General features: G+C 66.5%; 25 protein-coding genes. 16 read left to right on the forward strand and 9 right to left on the reverse strand.

The genetic code is table 11. The features are described 5' to 3' along the window. The first annotated feature begins 4 nt into the window (after positions 1-4). From fumC to AC56DV_RS23670, 3 genes are all read left to right on the forward strand, one after another. A complete protein-coding gene (gene fumC, locus AC56DV_RS23660) occupies positions 5-1,402 on the forward strand; it encodes a class II fumarate hydratase (RefSeq protein ID WP_496316672.1) in 1,398 nt (465 codons plus the stop codon). Between the two features lie 67 nt (positions 1,403-1,469). Then, entirely contained in the window at positions 1,470-1,706 is a 237-nt protein-coding gene (locus AC56DV_RS23665) for an RNA-binding S4 domain-containing protein (protein ID WP_056403114.1), read from the forward strand. A gap of 137 nt (positions 1,707-1,843) precedes the next feature. After that, positions 1,844-2,128: a DUF883 family protein gene (locus AC56DV_RS23670; RefSeq protein WP_496316673.1), complete on the forward strand. Its 285-nt coding sequence runs from the start codon at positions 1,844-1,846 to the stop codon at positions 2,126-2,128. A 10-nt stretch (positions 2,129-2,138) separates the two neighbouring features. Here the strand turns inward: AC56DV_RS23670 and AC56DV_RS23675 are convergent, their stop codons facing one another. From AC56DV_RS23675 to AC56DV_RS23715, 9 genes are all read right to left on the reverse strand, one after another. Beyond that, entirely contained in the window at positions 2,139-2,603 is a 465-nt protein-coding gene (locus AC56DV_RS23675; protein ID WP_496316674.1) for a DoxX family protein, read from the reverse strand. 42 nt (positions 2,604-2,645) lie between these two features. After that, positions 2,646-4,343, reverse strand: coding sequence for an MNIO family bufferin maturase (gene bufB, locus AC56DV_RS23680; RefSeq protein ID WP_496316675.1), 1,698 nt, complete (start codon positions 4,341-4,343; stop codon positions 2,646-2,648). 35 nt (positions 4,344-4,378) lie between these two features. Then, positions 4,379-4,645 (reverse strand): BufA1 family periplasmic bufferin-type metallophore, encoded by a 267-nt coding sequence (locus AC56DV_RS23685; RefSeq protein WP_496316676.1) that lies wholly within the window; start codon positions 4,643-4,645, stop codon positions 4,379-4,381. Positions 4,646-4,834: 189 nt separating this feature from the next. Continuing rightward, positions 4,835-5,035: a YjfB family protein gene (locus AC56DV_RS23690; RefSeq protein ID WP_057158960.1), complete on the reverse strand. Its 201-nt coding sequence runs from the start codon at positions 5,033-5,035 to the stop codon at positions 4,835-4,837. Positions 5,036-5,087: 52 nt separating this feature from the next. Next, on the reverse strand, positions 5,088-5,633 hold the full coding sequence (gene mobB, locus AC56DV_RS23695; protein ID WP_496316677.1) for a molybdopterin-guanine dinucleotide biosynthesis protein B: 546 nt from the start codon (positions 5,631-5,633) through the stop codon (positions 5,088-5,090). An 11-nt stretch (positions 5,634-5,644) separates the two neighbouring features. Further along, on the reverse strand, positions 5,645-6,475 hold the full coding sequence (locus tag AC56DV_RS23700; protein WP_496316678.1) for a general secretion pathway protein GspB: 831 nt from the start codon (positions 6,473-6,475) through the stop codon (positions 5,645-5,647). A gap of 1 nt (position 6,476) precedes the next feature. Beyond that, positions 6,477-8,165, reverse strand: a complete 1,689-nt coding sequence (locus AC56DV_RS23705; protein ID WP_496316679.1) for an ExeA family protein — start codon at positions 8,163-8,165, stop codon at positions 6,477-6,479. A gap of 48 nt (positions 8,166-8,213) precedes the next feature. After that, entirely contained in the window at positions 8,214-8,699 is a 486-nt protein-coding gene (locus AC56DV_RS23710) for a hypothetical protein (protein WP_496316680.1), read from the reverse strand. Between the two features lie 2 nt (positions 8,700-8,701). Further along, positions 8,702-8,887, reverse strand: coding sequence for a hypothetical protein (locus tag AC56DV_RS23715; RefSeq protein WP_057158965.1), 186 nt, complete (start codon positions 8,885-8,887; stop codon positions 8,702-8,704). A gap of 249 nt (positions 8,888-9,136) precedes the next feature. Between AC56DV_RS23715 and AC56DV_RS23720 the strand changes: the two genes are divergently transcribed. The 13 genes from AC56DV_RS23720 (at position 9,137) to AC56DV_RS23780 (ending at position 23,534) form a co-directional block, all read left to right on the forward strand. After that, positions 9,137-9,433, forward strand: a complete 297-nt coding sequence (locus AC56DV_RS23720; RefSeq protein WP_496316681.1) for a hypothetical protein — start codon at positions 9,137-9,139, stop codon at positions 9,431-9,433. A 163-nt stretch (positions 9,434-9,596) separates the two neighbouring features. Next, on the forward strand, positions 9,597-10,964 hold the full coding sequence (locus tag AC56DV_RS23725) for a GIN domain-containing protein (RefSeq protein ID WP_496316682.1): 1,368 nt from the start codon (positions 9,597-9,599) through the stop codon (positions 10,962-10,964). 283 nt (positions 10,965-11,247) lie between these two features. Then, positions 11,248-12,120, forward strand: a complete 873-nt coding sequence (locus tag AC56DV_RS23730) for a glucosamine kinase nucleotide-binding domain-containing protein (protein WP_496316683.1) — start codon at positions 11,248-11,250, stop codon at positions 12,118-12,120. Positions 12,121-12,185: 65 nt separating this feature from the next. Continuing rightward, a complete protein-coding gene (locus tag AC56DV_RS23735) occupies positions 12,186-12,920 on the forward strand; it encodes a GntR family transcriptional regulator (RefSeq protein ID WP_200954133.1) in 735 nt (244 codons plus the stop codon). After that, a complete protein-coding gene (nagA, locus tag AC56DV_RS23740; protein ID WP_496316684.1) occupies positions 12,917-14,032 on the forward strand; it encodes an N-acetylglucosamine-6-phosphate deacetylase in 1,116 nt (371 codons plus the stop codon). Before AC56DV_RS23735 ends, nagA begins: the two co-directional genes overlap by 4 nt. Continuing rightward, positions 14,022-15,035 carry an SIS domain-containing protein gene (locus AC56DV_RS23745; RefSeq protein WP_496316685.1) on the forward strand — a complete coding sequence of 338 codons (1,014 nt, stop codon included), beginning with the start codon at positions 14,022-14,024 and terminating at the stop codon, positions 15,033-15,035. Before nagA ends, AC56DV_RS23745 begins: the two co-directional genes overlap by 11 nt. A gap of 33 nt (positions 15,036-15,068) precedes the next feature. Then, on the forward strand, positions 15,069-16,475 hold the full coding sequence (locus AC56DV_RS23750; protein WP_496316686.1) for an ABC transporter substrate-binding protein: 1,407 nt from the start codon (positions 15,069-15,071) through the stop codon (positions 16,473-16,475). Continuing rightward, the gene (locus tag AC56DV_RS23755) at positions 16,472-17,338 is read left to right on the forward strand and encodes a carbohydrate ABC transporter permease (RefSeq protein ID WP_496316687.1); all 867 of its coding nucleotides are present in this window, start codon (positions 16,472-16,474) and stop codon (positions 17,336-17,338) included. Before AC56DV_RS23750 ends, AC56DV_RS23755 begins: the two co-directional genes overlap by 4 nt. Then, positions 17,335-18,156, forward strand: a complete 822-nt coding sequence (locus AC56DV_RS23760; RefSeq protein WP_496316688.1) for a carbohydrate ABC transporter permease — start codon at positions 17,335-17,337, stop codon at positions 18,154-18,156. Before AC56DV_RS23755 ends, AC56DV_RS23760 begins: the two co-directional genes overlap by 4 nt. Next, positions 18,153-19,640: a beta-N-acetylhexosaminidase gene (nagZ, locus tag AC56DV_RS23765; protein WP_496316689.1), complete on the forward strand. Its 1,488-nt coding sequence runs from the start codon at positions 18,153-18,155 to the stop codon at positions 19,638-19,640. The genes AC56DV_RS23760 and nagZ overlap by 4 nt, the downstream gene beginning before the upstream one ends. 46 nt (positions 19,641-19,686) lie before the next feature. Then, positions 19,687-20,994, forward strand: coding sequence for an MFS transporter (locus tag AC56DV_RS23770; protein WP_496316690.1), 1,308 nt, complete (start codon positions 19,687-19,689; stop codon positions 20,992-20,994). Positions 20,995-20,998: 4 nt separating this feature from the next. Then, positions 20,999-22,129 carry an ABC transporter ATP-binding protein gene (locus tag AC56DV_RS23775; protein ID WP_496316691.1) on the forward strand — a complete coding sequence of 377 codons (1,131 nt, stop codon included), beginning with the start codon at positions 20,999-21,001 and terminating at the stop codon, positions 22,127-22,129. Between the two features lie 94 nt (positions 22,130-22,223). Then, positions 22,224-23,534 carry a tetratricopeptide repeat protein gene (locus AC56DV_RS23780; protein WP_496316692.1) on the forward strand — a complete coding sequence of 437 codons (1,311 nt, stop codon included), beginning with the start codon at positions 22,224-22,226 and terminating at the stop codon, positions 23,532-23,534. Positions 23,535-23,556 lie beyond the last annotated feature (22 nt).

The raw sequence follows: 23,556 nt of genomic DNA on the forward strand, positions 1-23,556 counted from the left end.
ATCCATGAGCACCCGTTCCGAGCGCGACAGTTTTGGCCCGATTGACGTTCCCGCAGACAAGCTGTGGGGCGCGCAAACCCAGCGCTCGCTGGAACACTTCGCCATCTCCACCGAACGCATGCCGCCCGAGCTGATCCATGCGCTGGCCAGCGTCAAGCGCGCCGCCGCCCGCGTCAATTTCGACCTCGGCCTGCTGGAGGACGCCAAGGCCACCGCCATCACCCAGGCTGCCGACGAGGTACTGGCCGGCAAGCACGCCGCCCAATTCCCGCTGGCCGTGTGGCAGACCGGTTCGGGCACCCAGTCCAATATGAACATGAATGAAGTGCTGGCCAACCGGGGTTCGGAAATCCTGGGCGGCGAGCGCGGCGAAAAACGCCTGCTGCACCCGAACGACCATGTGAACATGGGCCAGTCGTCCAACGACATCTTCCCCACCGCCATCCACGTGGCCTCGGCCAACGCCATCGCGCACGCCGTGCTGCCCGCGCTGCGCGACCTGCGCGCCACGCTGGACGCCAAGGCCAAGGCTTTCGCCGATATCGTCAAGATCGGCCGCACCCATTTGCAGGACGCCACGCCGCTCACGCTGGGCCAGGAATTCTCCGGCTACGTGGCCCAGCTGGACTACGCGGACCTGGCCATCACCGCCGCCCTGCCCCCGCTGCTGGAACTGGCGGCCGGCGGCACGGCGGTGGGCACCGGCCTGAACGCGCACCCGGAATACGCCACCCGCATCGCCGCCGAGCTGGCGGACCGTTTGCAGCTGCCCTTTGAAACCGCCGACAACAAGTTCGCCGCCCTGGCCGCGCACGACGCGCTGGTGGCCGCGCACGGCGCCTTGAAGACCCTGGCCACCGCGCTGATGAAAATCGCCAACGACGTGCGCTGGATGGCGTCCGGCCCGCGCTCCGGGCTGGGCGAGATCACCATCCCGGAAAACGAGCCGGGCAGCTCCATCATGCCGGGCAAAGTCAACCCCACGCAGTGCGAAGCCGTTACCATGCTGTGCTGCCAGGTATTCGGCAACGACGTCGCCATTACCGTCGGCGGCGCCTCCGGCAACTTCGAGCTGAACGTCTATAAACCGCTGATCGCGCACAACTTCCTGCAAAGCGCGCGCCTGCTGGCGGACGGCATGCGCAGCTTCGACCACCATTGCGCGCAGGGCATCGAGGCCAACCTCGGCCGCATCGGCGAGCTGATGGAACGGTCGCTGATGCTGGTCACTGCGCTGGCGCCGCATATAGGCTATGATCGCGCCGCGCAAATTGCCAAGAAGGCGCAGCATGAAGGCACGACACTGAAGGAAGCGGCGCTGGCACTGGGTTTCGTCAGCGCGGAACAGTTCGACCAGTGGATCGTGCCGCTGGAGATGACGCAGCCCAACGCCAAGGCTTGAGCCTGTGCGCTTCGGGTGATTTTTTTGATAACTGAACAACACGTCATCGCGACAAAGGATAAAATAAATGCAAAAGGTTAGTTTTGAACTGACGTCGGAATTCATCGAACTGAACCAGCTGTTGAAGAACGTGGGCCTGTGCGACAGCGGCGGCGCCGGCAAGGTGCTGGTGGCCAGCGGCCAGGTGAAAGTCGACGGCAAGCAGGAATTGCGCAAGACCTGCAAGATACGCGCGGGTCAGCAAGTCAGCGTAGGCGATGTGCGCATCAGCGTCGAGGGTGACAGCGGCGCGGACGGCGCTTGATCGGGCTTGAGTGGCAAGGCAGGGATCGCAACTACAATAGATCTTGCATTTGGGCAATCAATTGCTAAGCTGAAGGTGGGGCGGGCTGGACCTGCTCCGCGCGGTGATATTGCTCAACCAGCCGGAGGGGGATCGCCATGGACGGCCCTGAACAAAAGCTGCAAACCCAGGAGCGCCTGATCGGCGATTTGCGGCAAGTGATCGAAAACGCGGAAGAACTCCTGAAAAACACCGACCAGCACACCAGCGCGCTGTACCAGAGCGCGCGCGCGAAGCTCACCCAGGCGCTGCAGGCCGCCACCGAAGAACTGGCGCGTTTCGAAGACGCGCAACTGGCGCGCATGATCGCTGCCACCCACGCCGCCAGCCTGCATCACCGCGACAGCACCGGCGAAGCCAAACTGATGCGCGCCTTCCGGTAGCCCCTGCCTCTTAAGCCGGCCGTTTCTTCCCGATCAATGCATCGAGCGAAAAACGGCCCGGACCGAACATCACCACCACCAGCAGCATCGCGCCCCAGTAGAAATGGTCATTGATGGCCGCCGGGCATTCAAAGCCAAACAGCTGCGGATACGAGACCACCGCCATCGCGTTGACGCAGAACAGCGCCAATGCGGCCGGACGCGAGAACAGCCCGGCGAACAACAGCAACGGCAGCAGCAGTTCGCCGCCGGTGCCAAGGTAGGCAGCCAGGTCCGGCGGTAGCAGCGGCACCTTGTATTCGTCGCGGAACAGCGCCAGCGTGGAACTCCAGTCATTCAGCTTGGTCATGCCGGCTTTCAGGAACTGCCAGCCGACGTAAAGGCGGATCGCCAGGCTGGCCAGGGAGCCGCCCCACTCGCTCAGCGCGGCGTCGTAGCGGGTGGACAGGCGATGCAATGCAGACAGGTTTTTCATGTCGGTCTCGATTCGGGGTTGAAGCAGCCGGCGGCTGCGGGGTCAATGCGGGGGGCGGATGCCGCTGAACACGGCGTGCTCCAGCCATTGCTGCAGGTGCGCGGCGACGTCAAAGGCCTCGTCGAGCTCAAAAGCAGCGTCCAGCGCGGCGCCGAAGTTGCCGCCGCCGTGCAGTACGGCCAGCGCGGCGTGGCCGGCAGCGCTGAGCGGCAGCACCGCCGTTTTCCAGTGCGCGCGGGTGATGAGCGCGTGGCTGGGCGCGTCCATGCTGGCGGGGAACGGCGGGCCACCAGGCTGATGCGCCAGCCATAGCTGCACCACGTTCCAGTTGAATCCGAGCAGGCTGCAGGCCGGGCGCAGCGGCAGGTGCGCCTCTTCCATCCGCTCGGGCGGCACGGCGGCCACGTCGGCGGCCGACAGGGCCGGCGCGTCGGCCGCGTAATGGGCGCGGTGCAGCGCCCATTCCAGCCTGGCCATGTCGGGCAGGTACGGCAGGTCGGCCGTGTGCGGGAAGGCGGCCAGGAAGGCGGCGAAGCCGGTGCCGAACTGGTTCAGGTCGCCGCTGGCGGACGGGTGCGCGCGGCCGTATTCACCGCTCAGGCCGCCGAAGAACTCCTCGCCCACCAGCTGCGCGATAACCGGGTAGGCGTTCGACAGGGTCTTGTTCCAGGTAACGGCCAGGTTGCCGCGGTACAGGGCGTAGCGCTGCTCGTTGGCACCGCCTTGCAGGGCAGCCAGCGCGGGCCCGGACGCGGCGGCGTCGAGCAGGCCGGCGGCGAAGGCTTGCTGGCTATCGGCCAGTCCGGCCAACCCGGCCAGCGCGGCTGGCACAGCGGGCGCGTGGCCGGCGCCTGCGGCGGCAGCCGGCGCACCCGGCGGCGGCACGGGCTCCCGCAGCGTTTCGGCGCCGGCGAGCTTGCCGGACATTGCGCGCGCCTTGTCCGCCTCGCCCAGCAGCACCTCCAGCTCGGGAATATCGGTGTCCCACTCGATCAGCGTGGGCAGCGGGCCGAAGCGGCGCAGCGCGGCTTCGTACAAAGCCCATACCGGCTCGGCGACGGCAGCACCATGGTGGTCGATCACCGCATCCGGCGTCGCCAGGTGGCCCGCCAGGTGGATCTCCCCCACCGTGCCCGGGGCAATCGCGGCGATCGCGGCCAGCGCGTCCTCGCCGTGATTGCATTGATTCACGTACAAATTGTTAATGTCCAGCAGCAGCCCGCAACCGGTGCGCCGCGCCAGCGCGGCCAGGAACTCCGCCTCGCTCATGGCGTCGTCGCGGAAGCGCACATACGTGGACACGTTTTCCAGCAAAATCGGGCGCTGCAGCCTGTCCTGCACGCGCTGCACGCGCTCGCTCAGCAAATCCAGCGCAGCGGCATTCAAGGCCAGCGGCAGCAAGTCGTTCAGATGCCGTCCAAACACCGCGCCCCAGCACAAATGCTCGGACACCAGCGCCGGCTGCACCGCCCGCACCAGTTCCCGCACGCGTTCCAGATGCGGCCCGGAAAAGCCGCGTGCCGAACCCAGCCCCAGCCCCACGCCGTGCAGGCTCACCGGATAGTCGCGCCGCAACGCCTGCAGCACATGCCAGTCCCAGCCGCCCCGGTCGAGATAGTTCTCGGTGTGGACTTCGAGCCAGCCGGCATCCGGCCGCTGCTCCAGGAAGCGGCGGTAATGCGGCGTCCTCAGGCCGACGCCAACGCCCAGCGCCTGGGATGGATGGGCGTCGCGCGGCATGATGGCGGCTCCTCGGAAAGCTAAGGTTGATGCGCTTACTTGGCTGGCGCGGTGGTCTTGCCGCCGGCTTTTTCGCAGGTGCCCTTGGCCACGTATTTCCACTCGGTAGGAGCGTTGTCGGCTTTGGCCTGGCCTGCGCAGGAGTGGGTGCCGTTGGACGAGGCGCAATCATTCTGGCCTGCCTTGGCCACGCCGTAGCATTTTTCCTTGTCGGCGGCAGCTTCCATGGCCGAAGCGGAAACGGTAGCGGCGCTGCAGACGGTTGCCAGGGCGGCGGCGATCAGGGCTTGACGTTTGTTCATGACTATCTCCTAGGGTAACGACGGTTATAAAGTAAGGTTCTTTCTCGGTGCGCAGAAGTCTGCGACTGAGGCATAGTCGCCCACCGAGTTCGCATCCTTACATATTTTCTTGAATTTACAAAAGAAAAAGCCCGGCGTCACCGAGCGGTGAATCCGGGCTTGCTGGTGCGCAAGAAAGCGCGGCGGCGTTTACGCCGTGGTATTGATCGTGTTGCCGAGATTGGACGGCAGGTTGGACGCCTTCGGCACAGGAGGGATCGCTTCGATCAGCGCCTGGGCGCTCGATGCCTGGACATCCTGGGCTTTCTTCTGCACGGCCAAGGCCACGTCCTGCTTGAGGCCGGTATCTGCAATGCTGGTTGCTACGCGTGCAATTCCTGAAACGTCCATGGCTTCCTCCACTATCGGCTATCCCCTATTTACGGACGATTTTCAGGAAGCTTTAGGGCGCCGGCGAAATTATTTTCACGCGCCGCTGCAGCCAGGCCAGGATGGCCGGCGGATCGTTCAGGTCCAGCCAGTCCAGGCCGTCGCGCAACTGGTCCGGCGGCGGCTGGTCCGAGGCCACCGCCACGATGTGCGGATCGGACGGGTACAGCGGCGGGCGCCCCGCCTGCGGGCGGTACACCTCCAGCTTGTTGTAGGGGTAGGACTTGAAGCCTTCGACCAGGGTCAGGTCGGCTGGCGCCAGGCGGGCCAGCTGCTCGTACAGCGTCGGTTCGGGCGCGCCGCGCAGCTCCTGGATGATGGCGAAACGATAAGGCGAGGCCACCATCACTTCGGCCGCGCCGGCCATGCGCAGGCGCGCGGAATCCTTGCGCGGCGGCTCCAGCTCCAGGTCGTGATGGCTATGCTTGATGATGTTGACGCGCAGGCCGCGCGCCGCCAGTTGCGCCACCAGGAATTCCAGCAGCGTGGTCTTGCCGCTGCCGGAAGTGCCGACGATGCCGATAACGTTGCCGGGAAGTGCGGGGAGGTCTTGGTGCATCAGAAATTCTTTCAGTACGGCACGCGGTAGCGGTAGCCCTTGAAGGTGAAGATGGCGGCTTTCGGCAGGAGCTTCTCCAGCACCAGGCCGGGGGCCACCTCCTCGCCTTCGCGGCGCAATATTTTGTCGATCAGCAGCAGGCGGTCGGCAGGGTTCTTGGAGTACATATAGCCGCCCATGGTGATGGGAGGGATGCTGCGCTGTATCGGTTCGGGCAAGTCGCGCAGCAGCTGCACCGGTTCTTCCGCGGCCTCGGCGACGGCGGCCGGCGCGGGTTTCGCGGACTGGGCGGGCCTGACTGGTTCGGCAGCGGCTTGCAGCGGCGGCGCAGGCGGTGCGGCTGGCGAGGGCGCGGCGGATGGGGCCGGCGATGCGGCAACGCGATTCGCCGGCAACGCGGCGCCTTGGGGCTGCGGCACCGGCGCGAGGGCTGACGCGGGGGCGCCAGGGGCCGCTGCTGCGCCGACGGTGGCGGCGGGAGACGCAGGGAGGGCGCCGGCAGGGGCGGCGGTTCCGGGCGCGGGTCCAGCAAGCGCCGCAGGGACCGCGGCGGCACCCGCGACAGGCGATCCGGCGCCGGCCAGCGTTCCGGCACCGGGCGCGGCGGGCACGGCGGCGGGTGCGGCGGATGCGGGCGCGGCAGGGGCGGATTGTTGGCGCCACACCAGCACGGCGGCGCCGGCGATGACAAGCGCTCCGGCAGCCAGCGCCAGCGGTTTCCACTGCGTGCCGGCCGCGCCGCGAGCGCTGGCGGCGTCCAGCGTCGGCGCGTGAATGGTGGGCGTGGCGCCCAGCTGGCGTTCCGCTTGCGCCTTCTTCAGCGCTTCAAGTATGTACGACATATTATTTCCCCGCCACGGCCACGCCGGGCTTAGCCGCCGCCAGCAGGCGCGGTTCGTTCACGCCGCCCACCTGGTTCAGCCTGATAAAAGTCTTCGGTCCCGCCACGCCGTCCGCCTTCAGGCTCTGGCTGAGCTGGAATTCGCGCAACAGGCGCTGGGTCTCCGCATCCATCGGGCGGTTTTCCTGCGGCATTTTCGCGCCGCTCAGCGCGGCCAGGCGCTTGGCCAGCCAGTCCACATCCGGCCCATGATCGCCGGCCGACACCTCGTCGCGCCAAGCACGCGGCGCGCGCCACAGCGTGATGAAGCTGCCGTCGAACCTGGCGGCCAGCGCGTCCAGCCGCACCGTCTCGCGCTTGCCCGCGATCTCCAGCGTGGCGCCCTGCCCGTCCATCGCGGTCAGCACCGCGAAGCGCGGCGCCACCGGATCGTCGATCAGCTTCAGCACCGCAGGCCGGTCCAGCAGACGCAGATCGTCCAGGCCGCCCTTGCCGAACAGGCAGCGCAGGTTCAGCTTCGCCGCCGCCGGACAAAACTCGCCCGCCGGCACAGTCTGGCCCCACAGCGCCGCCATCTGCCGCAGCGCAAGATCCGAGGTTGCCGCCGGGCCTGACGCTGGGCCTGGCGCCGGCATCGGCTGCGCAATCCGCTGCGATGCCGGCAGCGGCGCACCGGTGGCGGCGGCCGGCGCTCCTGCGGCATGCGCAGCCGAGGCCGGAAGCGCGCCCGCTTGCCCTGTCCTGTCAGGCGCCACGAAAGGCACGCCATGCGGCATCAATTGCCAGGCGGCGGTGGCGGTCAGCGCGGCGCCGGCCAGCACGCCGGCGGCAACCGCCGGCCACAGCCGCTTCGCCGGCACCGGACCGGCCTCGCTTGCGAACACCTCGGCGGCGGCGCGGCGCAAAATGGTGCGCGTGACCTGCTGCGCGTTTTCAACGTAGGCGCCCAGCATGGCGCGGTCGCACAGCAGGTTGATGCGGCGCGGCACGCCCTTGGTGAGCTGGTGCACCTGCTGCATCAGGCCGGCCGGGAACGGCGCCGCGCCAACCGCGCCCGCCACCGCCAGCCGGTGCCCGATGTAACTGCCGGTCTCCTCCACCGACAGCGAGCCCAGGTGGTAGCGCGCGATCACGCGCTGGGCCAGCTGCTCCAGCTCGGGCCGGGCCAGCATGGCGCGCAGCTCGGGCTGGCCGATCAGGATAATCTGCAGCAGCTTGCGCTCGCTGGTTTCCAGGTTGGTCAGCAGGCGCAGCTGCTCGAGCACGTCGGCCGACAGGTTTTGCGCCTCGTCGATGACCAGCACGTTGTTGCGGCCCTGCGCGTGGCTCTCCAGCAGGTGCTTGTTGATGGCGTCCACATAACCTTTGACGCTCACCGCGCCCGCGCCCTGCGGCGCCAGCGTGATGCGGAACTCGTCGCAAACCGACAGCAGCAGCTCTTCCACCGACAGCTTGGGATTGAAGATGTAGCCCAGCTGGCAATTGTCCGGAATCTGCTCCATGAAGCAGCGGCACACGGTGGTCTTGCCGGCGCCGATCTCGCCGGTCAGCAGCACGAAGCCGCCGCCGCTGCCCACGCCGTACAGCAAGTGCGCCAGCGCCTCGCGGTGGCGTTCGCTCATGTACAGATAGCGCGGGTCGGGCGCGATGGAAAACGGCGATTGTTTCAGATTGAAAAATTGCGTGTACATGGTGTCCCTGGATGAACGCCCGGCCAAGCCCGCGGTGCGGCCCTGCCGTCAGCGCAGGGCGGGCGGCAGCGGCTTGAACTTGGCGCAGTATATCTTGGCCCTGCGGTCGGCATACACGATGCGGCTGCCAGGTTTGGCCTGCCGCACCGGATAGCGCGAACTGTCAATTTTCGCATACCGCAGCCCATCCTGGGCAATGATGGCTTCTTCCAGCTGTTCCGGCGTGCTTTCGGCCACCGCGCCGACGAACACCATGGGCCAGGTGTCGTCGCTGACGATCACTTCCACGATCTCCGTGCCCCACAGCCGCGCGTCCTCGGTGCGGAACCACCAGGCGCCGCCTTCGCGCTTGTAGGGCGGCCCGAAGAACTTGACCATGTAGTCGTAATAGTAGCGGTTGCTGGTTTCGTCGCGGCACAGCAGGCCGCTGCCGATGACGGTGCCAAAGGTGGTGGGCGGCGCGGCTTGGGCGGAAAGGGCAAGCAGCAGGCTCAGCGCGAAGACGGCTGAAGAGGGAGAGGTAAGGAACCGCATTGCTAGATTTTGGACATCCAGGCGCGGTTGGCGCTGATCTTGGCCTTGGCGGCGGCCGGCAAGGCGTCGTAGCAGCCGGGGTACTGCTTCAGCGCGCTTTCCCGCACCTCTTTTTGCAACCCATTTATCAGGAAAACATAAAGGGTACCGCCTTCACTGGTTTTCCTGGTCCCTATGTATTTGATCATGCTGATTCTCCTTCCCGGCCTGGCATGCGCTCTGCCGGCGACGCTCTGCAGTCATTATGACAGCTCTACGCCCGGGCATTGCTATTTACCGTGGCGATGCCGCTACATAACTTAACGGTATGAAACAGCGAAATCTGTAGGACGGCGATCATTGCTGAGCGTGAAATTGTGCATTGCGATTATGCGCCTTTTTCACCCCAATCGCATTGGATACACTGGACTCAACCCTTTCCCCACCGGAGCCAGACCATGAAATCGCTGAAGCTGATTGCCGCCCTGACCATGCTGACCACCGCCTCGGCGTTCGCCTCCGACGCGCCCGCCAAGACCGACGCGCAAGCCGAAGCCAAGCCGGCGCCGGTGCTGCTGGCCAGCGCCGCCGCGCAGGCAGCCGCCGCCGGCGTCGCCACGGCAGCGGCCGTTCCCGCCGCATTGGCCAAGAAGGACAGCGGCCGCTCGCGCGCCGAAGTCCAGCGCGAAGCCGTCGAAGCCGTGCGCAACCACGAAAGCACGCTGTCCAGGGACTTGAGCTTCTACGCCAAGTAACCCCCTGCCCGGCCTGCGCGGCGCTTGCATTTCAGCGCCGCTATTTTGCAGTTGATCCCGCGATTTTGCGCTTTCGTCCCATTCCGCCCACCGCCTGGCGCTTTTTATCATATTGTTCACACACTTCCCGCCCCCTGGGTGAAAACTACAGTGTGAAAACTATATGAATAAGCTGATCAAACAAACGGCCATGGTCTCCCTGCTGGTAACGGGCGGCGCCATCTCCCAGGCCAGCCTCGCGGAGACCGCCCCCTCCAGCGCTGTCGCCAGCGAATCGCGCCCGGTGGCGGCGTTCACGGCGATCGAACTGGCCGGTCCCTTCAACGTGGTCATCAAGGACGACGGCGGCCGCGCGGTGGAAGTGCGCGGCACCCGCAAACAGCTGGACAACCTGGAAACCGTGGTGGAGAACGGCACGCTGATCGTGCGCCCCGTCAAGCGCAGCGGCTTCTCCTTCCACTTCGGCAAAAGCGCCGAACCGCCTACCGTGCGCATCAGCGCGGCCGGCCTGAAAAGCCTGACCGCAGGCGGCTCCGGCGACGTGCGCGCCGACATGATCAAAGGCCAGCAGTTCGCGCTGACCGCCAGCGGCTCCGGCGACGTGGAAGCCAGCGGCGCGGTCGGCAACCTGGTGGTGAAGGCCGGCGGCAGCGGCGACCTGGACATGCGGCAGCTGAAAAGCGGCAGCGTGAACTTGCACATGAGCGGTTCCGGCGACGTGCAGGCCGGCGCCATCAGCATGGACCTGAACGCCGAACTGAGCGGCTCGGGCGACCTGGACGCGACCGAGCTGCGCACCAACACCGTCAACGCCCTGATGCACAGCTCCGGCAGCGTGACCCTGGGCGGCAGCAGCAAGGAAATCCGCGCTGAAATCACCGGCTCGGGCGACCTGGAAGCGTGCGGCCTGGCAGTGGAAAACGCCAGCGCCATGCTGCGCAGTTCGGGCAACGCCTGCATCGCCGGCAACATCAAGAAATTCGACGCCGAAGTGCACGGTTCCGGCGACCTGAGCGCACGCGGCCTGGCCAGCAACAATGTGCGCGTGATCCTGGACAGCTCGGGCAGCGTGGAACTGTCGGGCACCAGCAATACCCTGAGCGCCGAAGTGAACGGCTCGGGCGACCTGGACGCCAAAGGCCTGGTGGTGGCGCGCGCCGTCACCCGCAACCGCGGCCCGGGCAACATCTTCCTGAAAAAGGTGAGCGACACGCTGGACGCCGAAGTGCGCGGCTCGGGCGAGCTGAAGACCTGGGCCGAATGCAAGGACGTGAAGGTGACCATGACCGGCCCCGGCCAGGTCCACCTGGACGGCAACACCGCCAACCTGAACGCCCGCCTGAGCGGCTCCGGCAACCTGCAGGCCAGCGGCCTGGTGGCCAAACAGGCCGACGTGGTGGTGCGCGGCCCGGGCAGCGCCTGGGTCCACGTGCAGGGCAAACTGAACACCGAAGGCAAGCCGTCCAGCATGGAAGGCTCGCGCATGGTGATGATAGATCGCAGCGGCGTGAAACCTGGCCGCGACAATTGACGGTGGAGGCGGGCCCGAGGGTCCGCCCAGCCAGACTTTCCCGAACGCCCGGCCCGGAGCCGGGCGTTTTTGCGTTTACGGCCCGGAAAATTGGCCTTATGCCAGACCAGATTCAATACCAACGCAACAAAATATTTTATCCTTACAAAACATTAACTTAGCAAACAATTGCCGCCCTGGAAAGCAAGTCCACTTACCCCAAATACAATACCAGTTAAATACCTGTTGACAAGCTGGTTAGGCAACCATATAGTGCCCCACAGCTCCTCACACACACATGAACATGATCGAATTCTTAATCGGCGTCGATGGCGGCGGCAGCGGTACCCGGGTGCGCCTGATGCGCGCCAACGGCGCAGCGCTGGGCGAAGGCGACAGCGGTCCATCCGGCCTGCTGCACGGCATCAAGAACGCGTGGTCCTCGGTCGAGGATGCGGCCGCGAAGGCCTTCAAGGCCAGCGGCCTGGACTACCCTGCGCGCGAGCGCATCGCCGTCGGCCTCGGCCTGGCGGGCGTACATAACCGCCAGTGGGCGGCCAACTTCGTGGCGGCCAATCCCGGCTACGCGGCGGTGGCCCTGGAAACGGACGCCTACACCACCGTGCTGGGCGCGCACCAGGGCCGGCCCGGCGCCATCATCGCGCTGGGCACCGGCAGCGTGGGCGAGATCCTGCTGGCCGACGGCAGCCGCAAGGAAGTGGGCGGCTGGGGCTTCCCGGCCGGCGACGAAGCGGGCGGCGCCTGGATCGGCCTGCGCGCCATCAACCATATCCAGCAAGTGATCGACGGCCGCGCCGAAGGCGGCGCCTTCGCCGCCACCGTCATCAACGCCTGCGGCGGCGAACGCAACGCCATCCAGGTGTGGCTGGCCAACGCGACGCAGACCCATTATGCGCACCTGGCGCGCATCGTGCTCCAGCATGCCGACACGGACGACGTGGCGCGCGCCATCCTGCTGGAAGCGGGCCGCCAGGTAGCGCTGATCGCGCAGGCGCTGGACGCTTCCGGCAAGCTGCCGATCGCGCTGTGCGGCGGCCTGGGCGAGCCATTGCGCGCCTACCTGCCGTCCGGGCTGCTGCAGCGCATCGTGGCGCCGCAGGGCGATTCGGCCGCCGGCGCGCTGCGGCTGATCCAGCAGCACCTCAGCAAACCCTAGCGGCAAACCCTGACGGCAACCCCTGAGCAGCAAATCCTGAGCAAACCCCGAGCAAGGAGCCACCCGTGTTAGACCAGTTGAGCGATTTCAGGCCGGACCATGAAAGCGACACGCCGCTGTACATGCAGCTGGCCAACAAGCTGTCCGACGGCATAGCCAGCGGCGACTGGCGCGCCAACGAGGCGCTGCCGTCCGAACGCGTGCTCTCTGAAATGCTCGACATCTCGCGGGTCACGGCGCGCAAGGCCATCGACATGCTGTGCGACCGCGGCATGCTGACCCGCAAGCGCGGCTCCGGCACCTACATCACCCCGAAACTGGAACAGCCGCTGTCGCGCCTGACCAGCTTCTCCGAAGAGCTGCGCCAGCGCGGCTTCACGGCCGGCTCGCGCTGGCTGCAGCGCGAGATCGGCGTGGCGGCGCCGCTGGAACTGCTGTCGCTGGGCCTGTCGCCCAACATGGCGGTGGCGCGCCTGAAGCGCCTGCGCACCGCCGACGACGTGGTGATGGCGATTGAAACCACCACCATCCCGGCCACCTACATGCCCAACCCGCACAGCGTGACGGGTTCCCTGTACGGCTTCTTGGAAGCCAACGGCACGGTGCCGATGCGCGCGCTGCAGCACATCCGCGCGGTCAACGCCACCACCGAACAAGCCAAGCTGGCCAACATCCAGCCCGGCGAGGCCATGCTGCATATCACGCGCGTGAGTTATCTTGAAAACGGCGCAGCGGTGGAGCTTACGCACTCCTACTGCCGCAGCGATTATTATGAATTTGTAGCGGAGTCGCGCAGATGAGCGATGTAACGATCCAAGGCAATATCCTGACCCCGGCCGGCTGGCTGAGCGGCGCAATCTCGTTCGGCGAACGCATCGCCGGCATCAACGGCGCGGCGGTGGACCCGAAGCAGAACGGCGACGATTACATCCTGCCCGGCTTCATCGACCTGCACGTGCACGGCGGCGCCGGCAAGGACGTGATGGAAGGCGGCGACGCGGTCCACACCATCGCCAGAATCCATGCGCAGCACGGCACCACCAGCATGCTGGCCACCACCATGACCGCGCCGCCGGAAGACATCGACATCGCGTTGACGGCCATCGGCAAGGCGGTGCGCCAGCGCGGCAAGAACGAGGCGCGGGTGCTGGGCGCCCACCTTGAAGGCCCGTACATCAACTCCGGCAAGCTCGGCGCGCAGCCCAACTTCGCGCGCGCCGCCACCCTGGCCGAAGTGCAGCGCCTGGAAAGCATGGCGCCGCTGCGCGTGATCACCGTGGCGCCTGAAATCGCCGGCCATCTCGGCCTGGTGCGCGAACTGGCCGACGAAGGCATGCGGGTGCAGATCGGCCACACGCTGGGATCGTACGAAGACGGCGTGGCGGCGCTGGAGCACGGCGCGGCCGGCTTCACGCACCTGTTCAACGCCATGAGCGGCCTGCACCACCGCGAGCCCGGCATGGTGGGCGCCGCGCTGGCGCACGCCGAATACGCCGAACTGATACCGGACCTGCTGCACGTGCACCCCGGCGCCATCAAGACCGCGCTGCGCGCCATACCGCGCCTGTACTGCGTCACCGACTCCACCGCCGCCACCGGCATGCCGGACGGCGAATACATGCTGGGCCGGCACATCGTCCACAAATGCATGGGCGGCGTGCGCCTGCCCGACGGCACGCTGGCCGGCAGCACCCTCACACTGGACCAGGCCCTGCGCAACCTGGTCGGACTCGGACTGGACCTGGCGGATGCCTCGGCCCGGGTGTCAACCAACGCGGCCGACTACATCGGCCTGCAGGAACGCGGCCGCCTGGCGGCGGGCGCGTATGCCGATCTGGTGGTACTGGATCGCGATCTCAAACTCAAAGCCGTATATATCGAAGGAGAACGTTGTGACCTCAATGATGCTTAAAGAAGCCCTGTCCGCCGCTGAATGCGTCGCGCTGCAACTGGCGAACGACGCGGACCGCTACGCGGACCTGGGACGCAAATTGAGGAGCACGCCCTTCTCGACCGCGCTGACGGTGGCGCGCGGCAGCTCGGACCACGCCTGCAACTACATCGCCTACCTGATCATGGCGCGGCTGGGGCGCGTGGTGGCCTCGCTGCCGATGTCGCTGGTGACCTTGCACAAATCGCCGCTGATCACGCGCGACACGCTGACCATCGCGGTATCGCAATCGGGCCAGAGCCCGGACGTGGTCGAGCCTATCCGCTACTTCCGCGACGGCGGCGCCACCACCGTGGCGCTGGTGAACGACATCGACTCGCCGCTGGCGCAAGCCGCCGAGTGGTCGATGCCGCTGCGCGCCGGCAAAGAGCAAAGCGTGGCCGCCACCAAGAGCTTCATCACCTCGCTGGTGGCCGGTGCGCGCCTGGTGGCGCAATGGCAGAACGACCCGGAACTGCTGGCCGGCCTGCAGGCGCTGCCCGAGTCGCTGACCAAGGCCACCGAGGCCGACTGGTCGCCGGCGCTGGACGTGCTGGCCCCGGCCAAGAACATCATGGTGGTGGGACGCGGCATCAGCTTCCCGGTGGCGCTGGAGTCGGCGCTGAAATTCAAGGAGACCTCGGCGCTGCAAGCCGAAGCGTTCAGCGGCGCCGAAATCAAGCACGGCCCGATGGCGCTGATCGAGGAAGGCTACCCGCTGCTGATCTTCGCCACCCGTGGCCCGACCCAGGCCGGCCTGCTGGCGCTGGCCGACGAAATGCGCGGCCGTGGCGCGCGCGTGCTGCTGGCCGCGCCGGACGACGTGGCCTCGCGCGACCTGACCCTGCCGGTGGCCGCCACGCCGGACCTCGATCCTATCGTCGCGATCCAGGCGTTCTACGTGATGGCGGCCAAGCTGTCCGCCGCGCGCGGGCTGGACCCGGACCGTCCGCGCCACCTGAGCAAAGTCACCAAGACCAATTAAGCACGCCAAGCCGCGCCCTGCCCCGGACCATCGATGAAGATCAAGACCCTGCTGACCGCATTGATGGCCCTGGGCGCGGCAACGTGCGCCCTGGCTGCGCCGCCGGTTCAAAAAATCGAATTCTGGACCTTCAGCATGAAGCCCAAATTCACGCCCTATTTCGAGGGCCTGGCGCGCAACTACGAAGCCACCCACCCCGGCGTGAAAGTCGAATGGGTCGACTTCCCGTGGGACATCATCCAGACCAAGCTGGTCACCCGCATCGTGGCCGGCACGCCGCCCGCGCTGGTGAACCTGAACGTGCCCTGGGCCGACGAATTCGCCCGCGACGGCCTGCTCACGCCGGTGGACGAGCTGCTGCAGGGCGCCCGCCAGCGCTACCTCGCCAGCACGCTGGAAGACCTCACCTTCGGCGGCAAGACCTACGGCTTCCCGATGTACAGCAACGTCGCCGTCATCAGCTACAACACCGAGATCTTCAAGGCCGCCGGCCTGACGCGCGCCCCGCGCAGCCTGGACGAGCAGCTTGCCTTCGCGCGCCAGATCGCGCAGCGCACCGGCAAGGCCGGCCTGTGCCCGGCGCTGGCCAAGATCGACGGCCTGATGATGCAGCAAGGCCTGCCCGTCATCAAAGACGGCCGCGCCGCCTTCAATTCGCCGGCGCACGTGGCGCTGATCGCCAAGCTGGCCGAAACCTACAAGGCAGGCGGCCTGCTGAAGGACAGCCTGTTCGCCGAGGACAACTTCCCCGCCGCCATCGACGCCTACAAGGGCGGCCGCCTCGGCATGCTGCTGGCGCCGCCGACCGCCGTGAAGCGCATTGAAACCGACGCCAAAGACATCTACGCCAAGACCGACGTGGCCCCCGCGCCGCTGGGCCCGACCGGCATCGCCGACGGCGGCTGGCTGGTGCACTTCGCCGTGCCGGCCGGAGTGGACAAGAAGCTGCTGCCGCAGATCGGCGAATTCGCGCGCTACCTGACCAACGACGCCAACCAGCTGGCATTCGCCAAGCAGGCCAGCGTCTACCCCGCCGCCGCCGAAGCCGCGCGCGACCCGTTCTTCCTGGCCGTGCCGCCCAACGCAGGCGCCGCCGAGAAAGCCGTCAGCGCCGGCGCGGTCTCGATGCCGCACTCGCATACCTTGTACGTGTCCGGCGTGACCGACTACGACGAACTGCGCCGCTCGCTGGTGAAAGCCGTCGAAGCCGGCGTCACCGGCCGCCAGGACATTCAACAAGCCCTCAACGCCGCAGCCGCCATCTGGAACAAGAAGCTTGCCAGCCAAAGCAAGCTGAGCCGCATTCGGGGTCAGACCCCTATTGCGGCTGAGATCGCTATTCCGCCGTCGGCTCTGATGCCACACAGCGAGCTGAGCCGCATTGGGGGTCTGACCCCGAATGCGGCTGAGACTGGCTTGGTTGTGGGAGCGGTGCTGTGAGCGCGCGCCGCACCACGCTAACGGCGTGGCTGTTCCTGGCGCCGGCGCTGATTTTGCTGGCGGCGTTTTCGTTTTGGCCGGTCGGCTTCGGCTCTTACCTGGCCTTCACCGACTACAGCCTGATCCGCCCCACGTCCTGGGTCGGCCTGGATAATTTCCGCTACATCTTCGATAACGAGATGTTCGTCACCGGCCTGAAAAACTCGCTGGTGTTCCTGCTGATGGTGCCTTTCGTGCAGCTCGGCGCACTGGGGCTGGCGGTGCTGGTGAATAACCAGCTGCCCGGCATCCGCCTGTTCCGCGCGGCCTTCTACGTGCCCGTCGTGACCACCGTGTCCGTGGTCGGCATCATGTGGGGCTTCATGTTCCACGAGCAGGGCGCGCTCAATTACGTGCTGATGGCAATGCGCTTCGTCGATGCACCCATCGGCTGGCTGTCGAACGATACCCTGGCCCTGTTCTGCATCATGTTCGTCACGCTGTGGCGCGGCCTGGGCTGGTACATGGTGATGTACCTGGCCGCGCTGCAGGCCGTGCCGGCCGACATGCAGGAGGCCGCCATCCTCGACGGCGCCAACCGCTGGCAGCGTTTCTGGAAGATCACCGTGCCCATGCTGCGCCCCACCATCATGGTCTGCACCATCCTGTCCGTGCTGGCCGCGCTGAAGGCTTACCAGGAAGTGGACGTGCTCACCCAGGGCGGCCCGATGAACTCCACCTTCACCGCGCTGTACTACTCCTATGACCAGGGCCTGAAGCACCTGAAGCTGCCGCGCGCGCTGGCGGCCAGTTTCGTGGTCTCCGTATTCTGCGTCGGCATCGCCATGCTGTGCCTGCGCTATCTGAAGCCGAGCCGCAAATGAAGAACGCAGTCAAGCCAGGCATCGTCCTGCACTATGCCGCGCTGTGCGCCATCGCGCTGGTGTGCGTGTTCCCGTTCTGGTGGACGGTGGTGACGGCCGTCTCCACCGAGGGCAACATCTTCGCCTTCCCGCCCACCTTCTGGCCCAAGTCGCCGTCGCTGGTGAACTTTGAGGAGGCGTTCCGCGTCATCCCCTTCCTGGCCTTCTTCAAGAACTCCATCCTGATCGCCGCGTTCACGGTGTTCTGGAAGCTGGTGCTGTGCTCCATGGCCGCCTACCCGCTGGCGCGCATGCACTTCAAGGGCCGCCGCCTGGTGTTCGGCCTGATCCTGGCCACGCTGGTATTGCCTTCCGAAGTGAACTTCCTGGTCAACTTCATCACCGTCACCAAACTGAGCCTGGTGGACACCTACGCCGGCGTGATCCTGCCCAACGTTGTGACCGCCGTCGCCATCCTGCTGCTGAAGCAGGCTTTCGAGGAAGTGCCGCAGGATCTGATCGACGCGGCCCGCGTGGACGGCGCTTCCGAATGGATCATCTTCACCCGCATCATGCTGCCGTTGATCGCGCCGTGGCTGGCCACGGTCGGCATCCTGACGGCGGTGGAGGCGTGGAACGAATACATCTGGCCGTCCATCGTGATGAGCAAGCCGGACGAGTTTCCGCTATCGGTGGGCGTGCTGTATTTGCGCGGCACCTTCGGCAGCAGCACCCGCGTGATCGCCGCCGGCACGGTGCTCACCATCCTGCCCACGCTGGCAGCTTTCCTTTTCACCCAACGTTATTTCATGCGCGGCATGGACGGAGCAGTCAAATGAACCACCAGGAACTTCGAAAAATCGCCGGTCAACTGATCATGATCCGCTTCCCCGGCACCGTGCTGGACGCGGCCACCGCTGAATTCATCCGCACCAACAGCATCCGTGGCGTGTGCCTGTTCCGGGGCAACATGACGGACTCCGAACAGCTGGCCAAACTGACCGCCGACCTGCGCGCCGTGATGGGGCCGGACGCGCTGATCGCCATCGACCAGGAAGGCGGCGCCGTGGTGCGCTCGACCTGGGTGCCGGCGCCGCCGGCCGCCATGGGCCTGGGCGCGGCCGACGACACCGACCTGGCCTACCGCACCGGCGCCGCCGTGGCGCGCGCGGTCAAGTCGCTGGGCTTCAACTGGAACTTCGCGCCGGTGCTGGACCTGAACAACAACCCCAACAACCCGGTGATCGCCGAGCGCTCCTTCGGCGCCGAGCCGCAGCGCGCGGCCGAACTGGCGATGGCCTGGATGGCGGGCAGCCATGCCGAGGGCGTGGCCTGCTGCGTGAAGCACTTCCCCGGCCACGGCGACACCCACGTCGATTCGCACCGCGACCTGCCCACCGTGGACAAGCCCTTGTCCGAGCTGGAGAACTTCGAGTTCAAGCCCTTCAAGCTGGCCGCGCCGCAGGCGCCGGCGATGATGACGGCGCACATCGTCTACCCTTCCATCGACGCCGGCAATCCGGCCACCATGTCGCCCGCCATCCTGGACGGCCTGCTGCGCAAGCAGTGGAACTACCGTGGCGTGATCATCACCGACGGCATGGACATGCACGCCATCGCGGGCCGCTACGGGGTGGGCAACGCCGCCGTGCGCGCGCTGGTCGCCGGCGCGGACATGGTGATGGCGCTGGGCACCCCGGAAACGCAGGATGAAACCTTGAACGCCATCGCCGCCGCACTGGCCGAGGGCTCGCTGCCGCAGGCCGCCGTGGACCAGCGCCTGGCGCGCCTGAGCGCGCTGGCGCAAGCCTATCCCTGCAAGCCGCGCTCGTACAAGGAAGACGCGGCCGACCGGCTGGTGATGGCCGAAGGTTGGCGCCGCGCCCTGACCGCGCGCGGCAATCCGCAGCGCCCCGCCGCCGGCGCCAGGGTGCGCCTGGTGGCGCGCCAGGACGTGGTGAGCGACGGCGTGTCCGAAGCGGGCGTACCGGCCGCCGTGGTGGCAGCCTCGCTGGGCAAGCTGTACGACGTGGAGCTGGTGACCTATTCCGACGCCGACGCCTTCGACTGGTCCGCGCTGCCGCAGGACGGCCGCTACACCATGCTCGCTTCCACTTCGCGCCTGCGCTACGGCGCCCATCCGCGCGCAACGTGGAAACCGGACCTGCACCTGGCGCTGTGGAATCCCTACCAGGCGCTGGATATCGATGCCGCCGCACTGATGACCTACGGCTTCGCGGCGCCCGCGCTGGAGGCGGTGAACGCCTGGCTGTCCGGCGAGCTGGAAGCCCAGGGCCGCTGCCCCGTGCCCGGTTTCGAATAACGCCGCAGCCAGGCCCGGACAACAACAACGACAGGATGACGCAATAATGGACAAGACCGCCACCCGCAGCCCGCTCGCCTGGGTTCCTACGCTGTACTTCGCGCAGGGCCTGCCCTTCTTCGCCGTGGCGCTGATCGCCGGCCTGATGCTGAAGTCCATGGGGGTGCCGAACGACGACATCGCGCACTGGACCGCCTACATCGGCCTGGCCTGGGTGCTCAAGCCGCTGTGGAGCCCCTTCCTGGAACTGGCCGCCAGCAAGAAGGTCGTGGTGGTCGGCTTCCAGCTGGCCGGCGGGGTGTGCCTCGGCCTGGTGGGGCTGGCGCTGCAGCTGCCGTTCTGGCTGTCGGCCTGCGTGGCCATGCTGGCGCTGGTGGCGATCTGCTCGGCCACCCACGACATCGGCTGCGACGGCCTGTACATCGCCAGCCTGACCGAGAAGCAGCAGGCCGGATACGCCGGCTGGCAAGGCGCCTTCTTCAACGCCGGCCGTTTCATTTCGCTGGGCGGCCTGGTGATCCTGGCCGGCTACCTGGAGAAATCGCAGGGCGTGGTGCCCGCCTGGACCATCATCTTCTGCATCCTGGCCGCCACCATGATCGCGCTCGGCCTGTACCACAGCTGGGCGCTGCCGCCGGCCTGGAACACCGTCACGGCCGACGCCACCGCCTCCGGCATCGCCCGCACGCTGAAGGACGTCATCGTCGACTACGTCAACAAGCCGGGCATCTGGGTCTCCATCCTGTTCATCATCCTGTTCCGCGCCGGCGAAGCGCAGATCCAGACCATCGGCCCGCTGTTCCTGCGCGAGGCGCGCAACCTCGGCGGCCTGGGGCTGACCACCTCCGAAGTGGGCGCCGTCTACGGCACCACCGGCACCATCGCCTTCCTCATCGGTTCCATCGCCGGCGGCTACTTCACCTCCTGGCTCAGCCTGCGGCGCGCCATCCTGTGGCTGATCCTGGCGATGAACCTGCCCAACGCGGCCTTCTACTTCCTGTCCGCCTACCAGCCCACCGACCTCACCGTGATCGGCCTGGCGCTGGGCGCGGAGATGTTCGGCTACGGCTTCGGCTTCGTCGGCATCATCCTGTACATGATGCAGGTGGTCGCCCCCGGCAAATACCAGACCGCGCACTACGCCTTCTCCACCGGCATCATGCAGCTCGGCTTCGTGCTGTTCAAATACGTGAGCGGCAGCATCCAGCTGGCCATCGGCTACCAGAAGTTCTTCATCTGGGTGCTGCTGTCCGCCATCCCGGTGGCGGTGCTGTCGCAGCTGATTCCGATGACCTCGCGCGCCGCCAGGGAGCAGCCGGCAGAGCCGACCCAGAACCCGGTTACCGCGAGCTAAGCCCATGTCCAGTGTCAGCCTGAAAGGCGTCGTCAAGCATTACGACGCCAAGCACCCCGTCATCCACGGCGTGGACCTCGACATCCGCGACGGCGAGTTCGTGGTCTTCGTCGGCCCGTCCGGCTGCGGCAAGTCCACGCTGCTGCGCATGATCGCCGGCCTGGAGAGCATCACCGGCGGCGAGCTGCATATCGGCGAGCGCCTGGCCAACCACGTGGCGCCGGCCGAGCGCCGCATCGCCATGGTGTTCCAGTCGTACGCGCTGTACCCGCACATGACGGTGTACGAGAACATGGCCTTCGCCCTGAAACTGGCCGGCCACAAGGCGGACGAGGTGCGGCAGATGGTGGAGCGCGCCGCCGCCATCCTGCAGCTCACGCCCCTGCTCAAGCGCAAGCCGAAGGAGCTGTCCGGCGGCCAGCGCCAGCGCGTGGCGATCGGCCGCGCCATCGTGCGCAAGCCGGAGGTGTTCCTGTTCGACGAGCCGCTGTCCAACCTGGACGCCAGCCTGCGGGTGCAGATGCGGGTGGAAATCAGCCGCCTGCACCAGGAGCTGAAAACCACCATGATCTACGTGACGCACGACCAGGTGGAAGCGATGACGCTGGGCGAGCGCATCGTGGTGTTCAACGGCGGCCGCATCGAACAGGTGGGTGCGCCGCTGGAGCTGTACAACAACCCGGCCAACCTGTTCGTGGCCGGCTTCCTCGGCTCGCCGAAAATGAACTTCATCCCCGGCGAAGTGATGGCGGCCGGGCCGCACTTCGTGGCGGTGCTGGCGGCCGGCGGGACGCTGATCGAGGTTGCCGCGCAAGGAGACCAGGCGCAGCGCGGCGACCGCGTCACCATCGGCATCCGCGCCGAGCACATGGCGCTGCGGCCCGCCGCCGTGCTGGAAGACCAGCTCAAGCCGCAGGAAGCGAACCTGCCGGAAGCCTCGGTCGGCCATGTGGAAAACCTGGGCGACCTGTCCATTGTCTACGCCAACCTGCCGGGCGTGGACGACATGGTGGCCGTCAAGCAGGCCGCCGAAGGCCTGCAGCTGGCGCCCGGCAGCGCGGCCCGGCTGCACCTGCCGGCGGCGCGCTGCCTGTTATTTAATTCCGATGGACAAGCTTACGCACGCGCCGTGTAACAGCGGTTACAATTCACGCACTTTTGAAACCCGGCGCGCTTCCCTTTTTATGGGAGAATATGCGTTTGTCTTTATTTAGATTGAAGGATTATCCATGTCCAAGTTTCGTTTCGCACGTACCAGCCTGATCGTTGCCGCACTCGGCCTGAACTTTGCGCCAGCCCTGCTGGTTACTGCGACCGCCGCCGAAAAGGCCGCGCCCGCACCGGAAGCACCGAAGCCTGACACCGTGCGTCCTGAACTCTTCAAATTGATGGACCCGGCCCAGATCAAGGAACTGATGGCGGCCAAGAACTACGCCGAAGTCCAGAACCGCATCACCCAGGCCGAAGCGCTGCCGAACCTGACCCCGTACGAAATCTTCGTGCTGAACCGCATGAAAGTGTCGCTGGGTTCCGTTACCCAGAACAACCCAATGACCATCCAGGGCCTGGAAGCCGTGCTGGCCTCCGGCAAACTGCCGGCCGCGGACCAGGGTGACTTCATCCAGGCGCTGGGCAATCTGTACTACAACACCAAGGACTACCCGAAGGCCATCGCCACGTTCAACAAGTATGCCGAAGTGACCGGCGACGCCACCAAGCTGCGTCCTTACGTGCTGCGCGCCTACTACTTCAACAACGACTTCGCCACCGCCAAGGCCGAACTGCTGAAGGACCTGGAAGCGAACACCAAGGCCGGCAAGACGCCTGCGCTGGAAGAGCTGCAGCTGCTGGCCAACACCGGCGCCAAGTCGAAAGACACCGCCACCTACCTGATCGCCGTCGAGAAGCTGGTGCAGTTCTACCCGACCGACGATTACTGGATCGACCTGCTGAGCCGCACCCAGGGCAAGGCCACCTACTCGACCCGCTTCGCGCTGGACGTGTACCGCCTGGAGAAAGCCGCCGTATCGAAGATGGCGCAGGAAGACTACATGGAAATGGCTGAACTGGCGCTGCTGGCTGGCCAGCCGATCGAAGCCAAGAAAGCCATGGACGCAGGCTACGCAGCCGGCGTGCTGGGCACCGGCGGCAACGCGGACAAGCACAAGAAGATCAAGGCGCAAGCCGACAAGCAGGCAGCGGACGACGTGAAGAACATCGCCAGCGGCGAAGCGTCGGCCAAGAAGTCGAAAGACGGCACCGGCCTGGTCAACCTGGGCTACGCCTACGTGACGCTGGACCAGTTCGACAAAGGCATCGACCTGATTCAGCAAGGTATCGCCAAGGGCGGCCTGAAGAACGCCGACGATGCCAAGCTGCGCCTGGGTTACTCCTACGCGCTGGCCGGCAAGAAGGAAGAAGCGATCAAGGTACTGGAGACCGTGCAAGGCGCCGATGGCCGCGCCGACCTGGCCCGCTACTGGATCCTGTGGGTTAACCGCCCAAGCACCTCGGCAGCAGCCGCTTCCGCCGCCAAATAAATTGTTCCATACTTAGAAAGAC

Source organism: Massilia sp. BGA-UO-ETr-WB1, assembly GCF_059567845.1.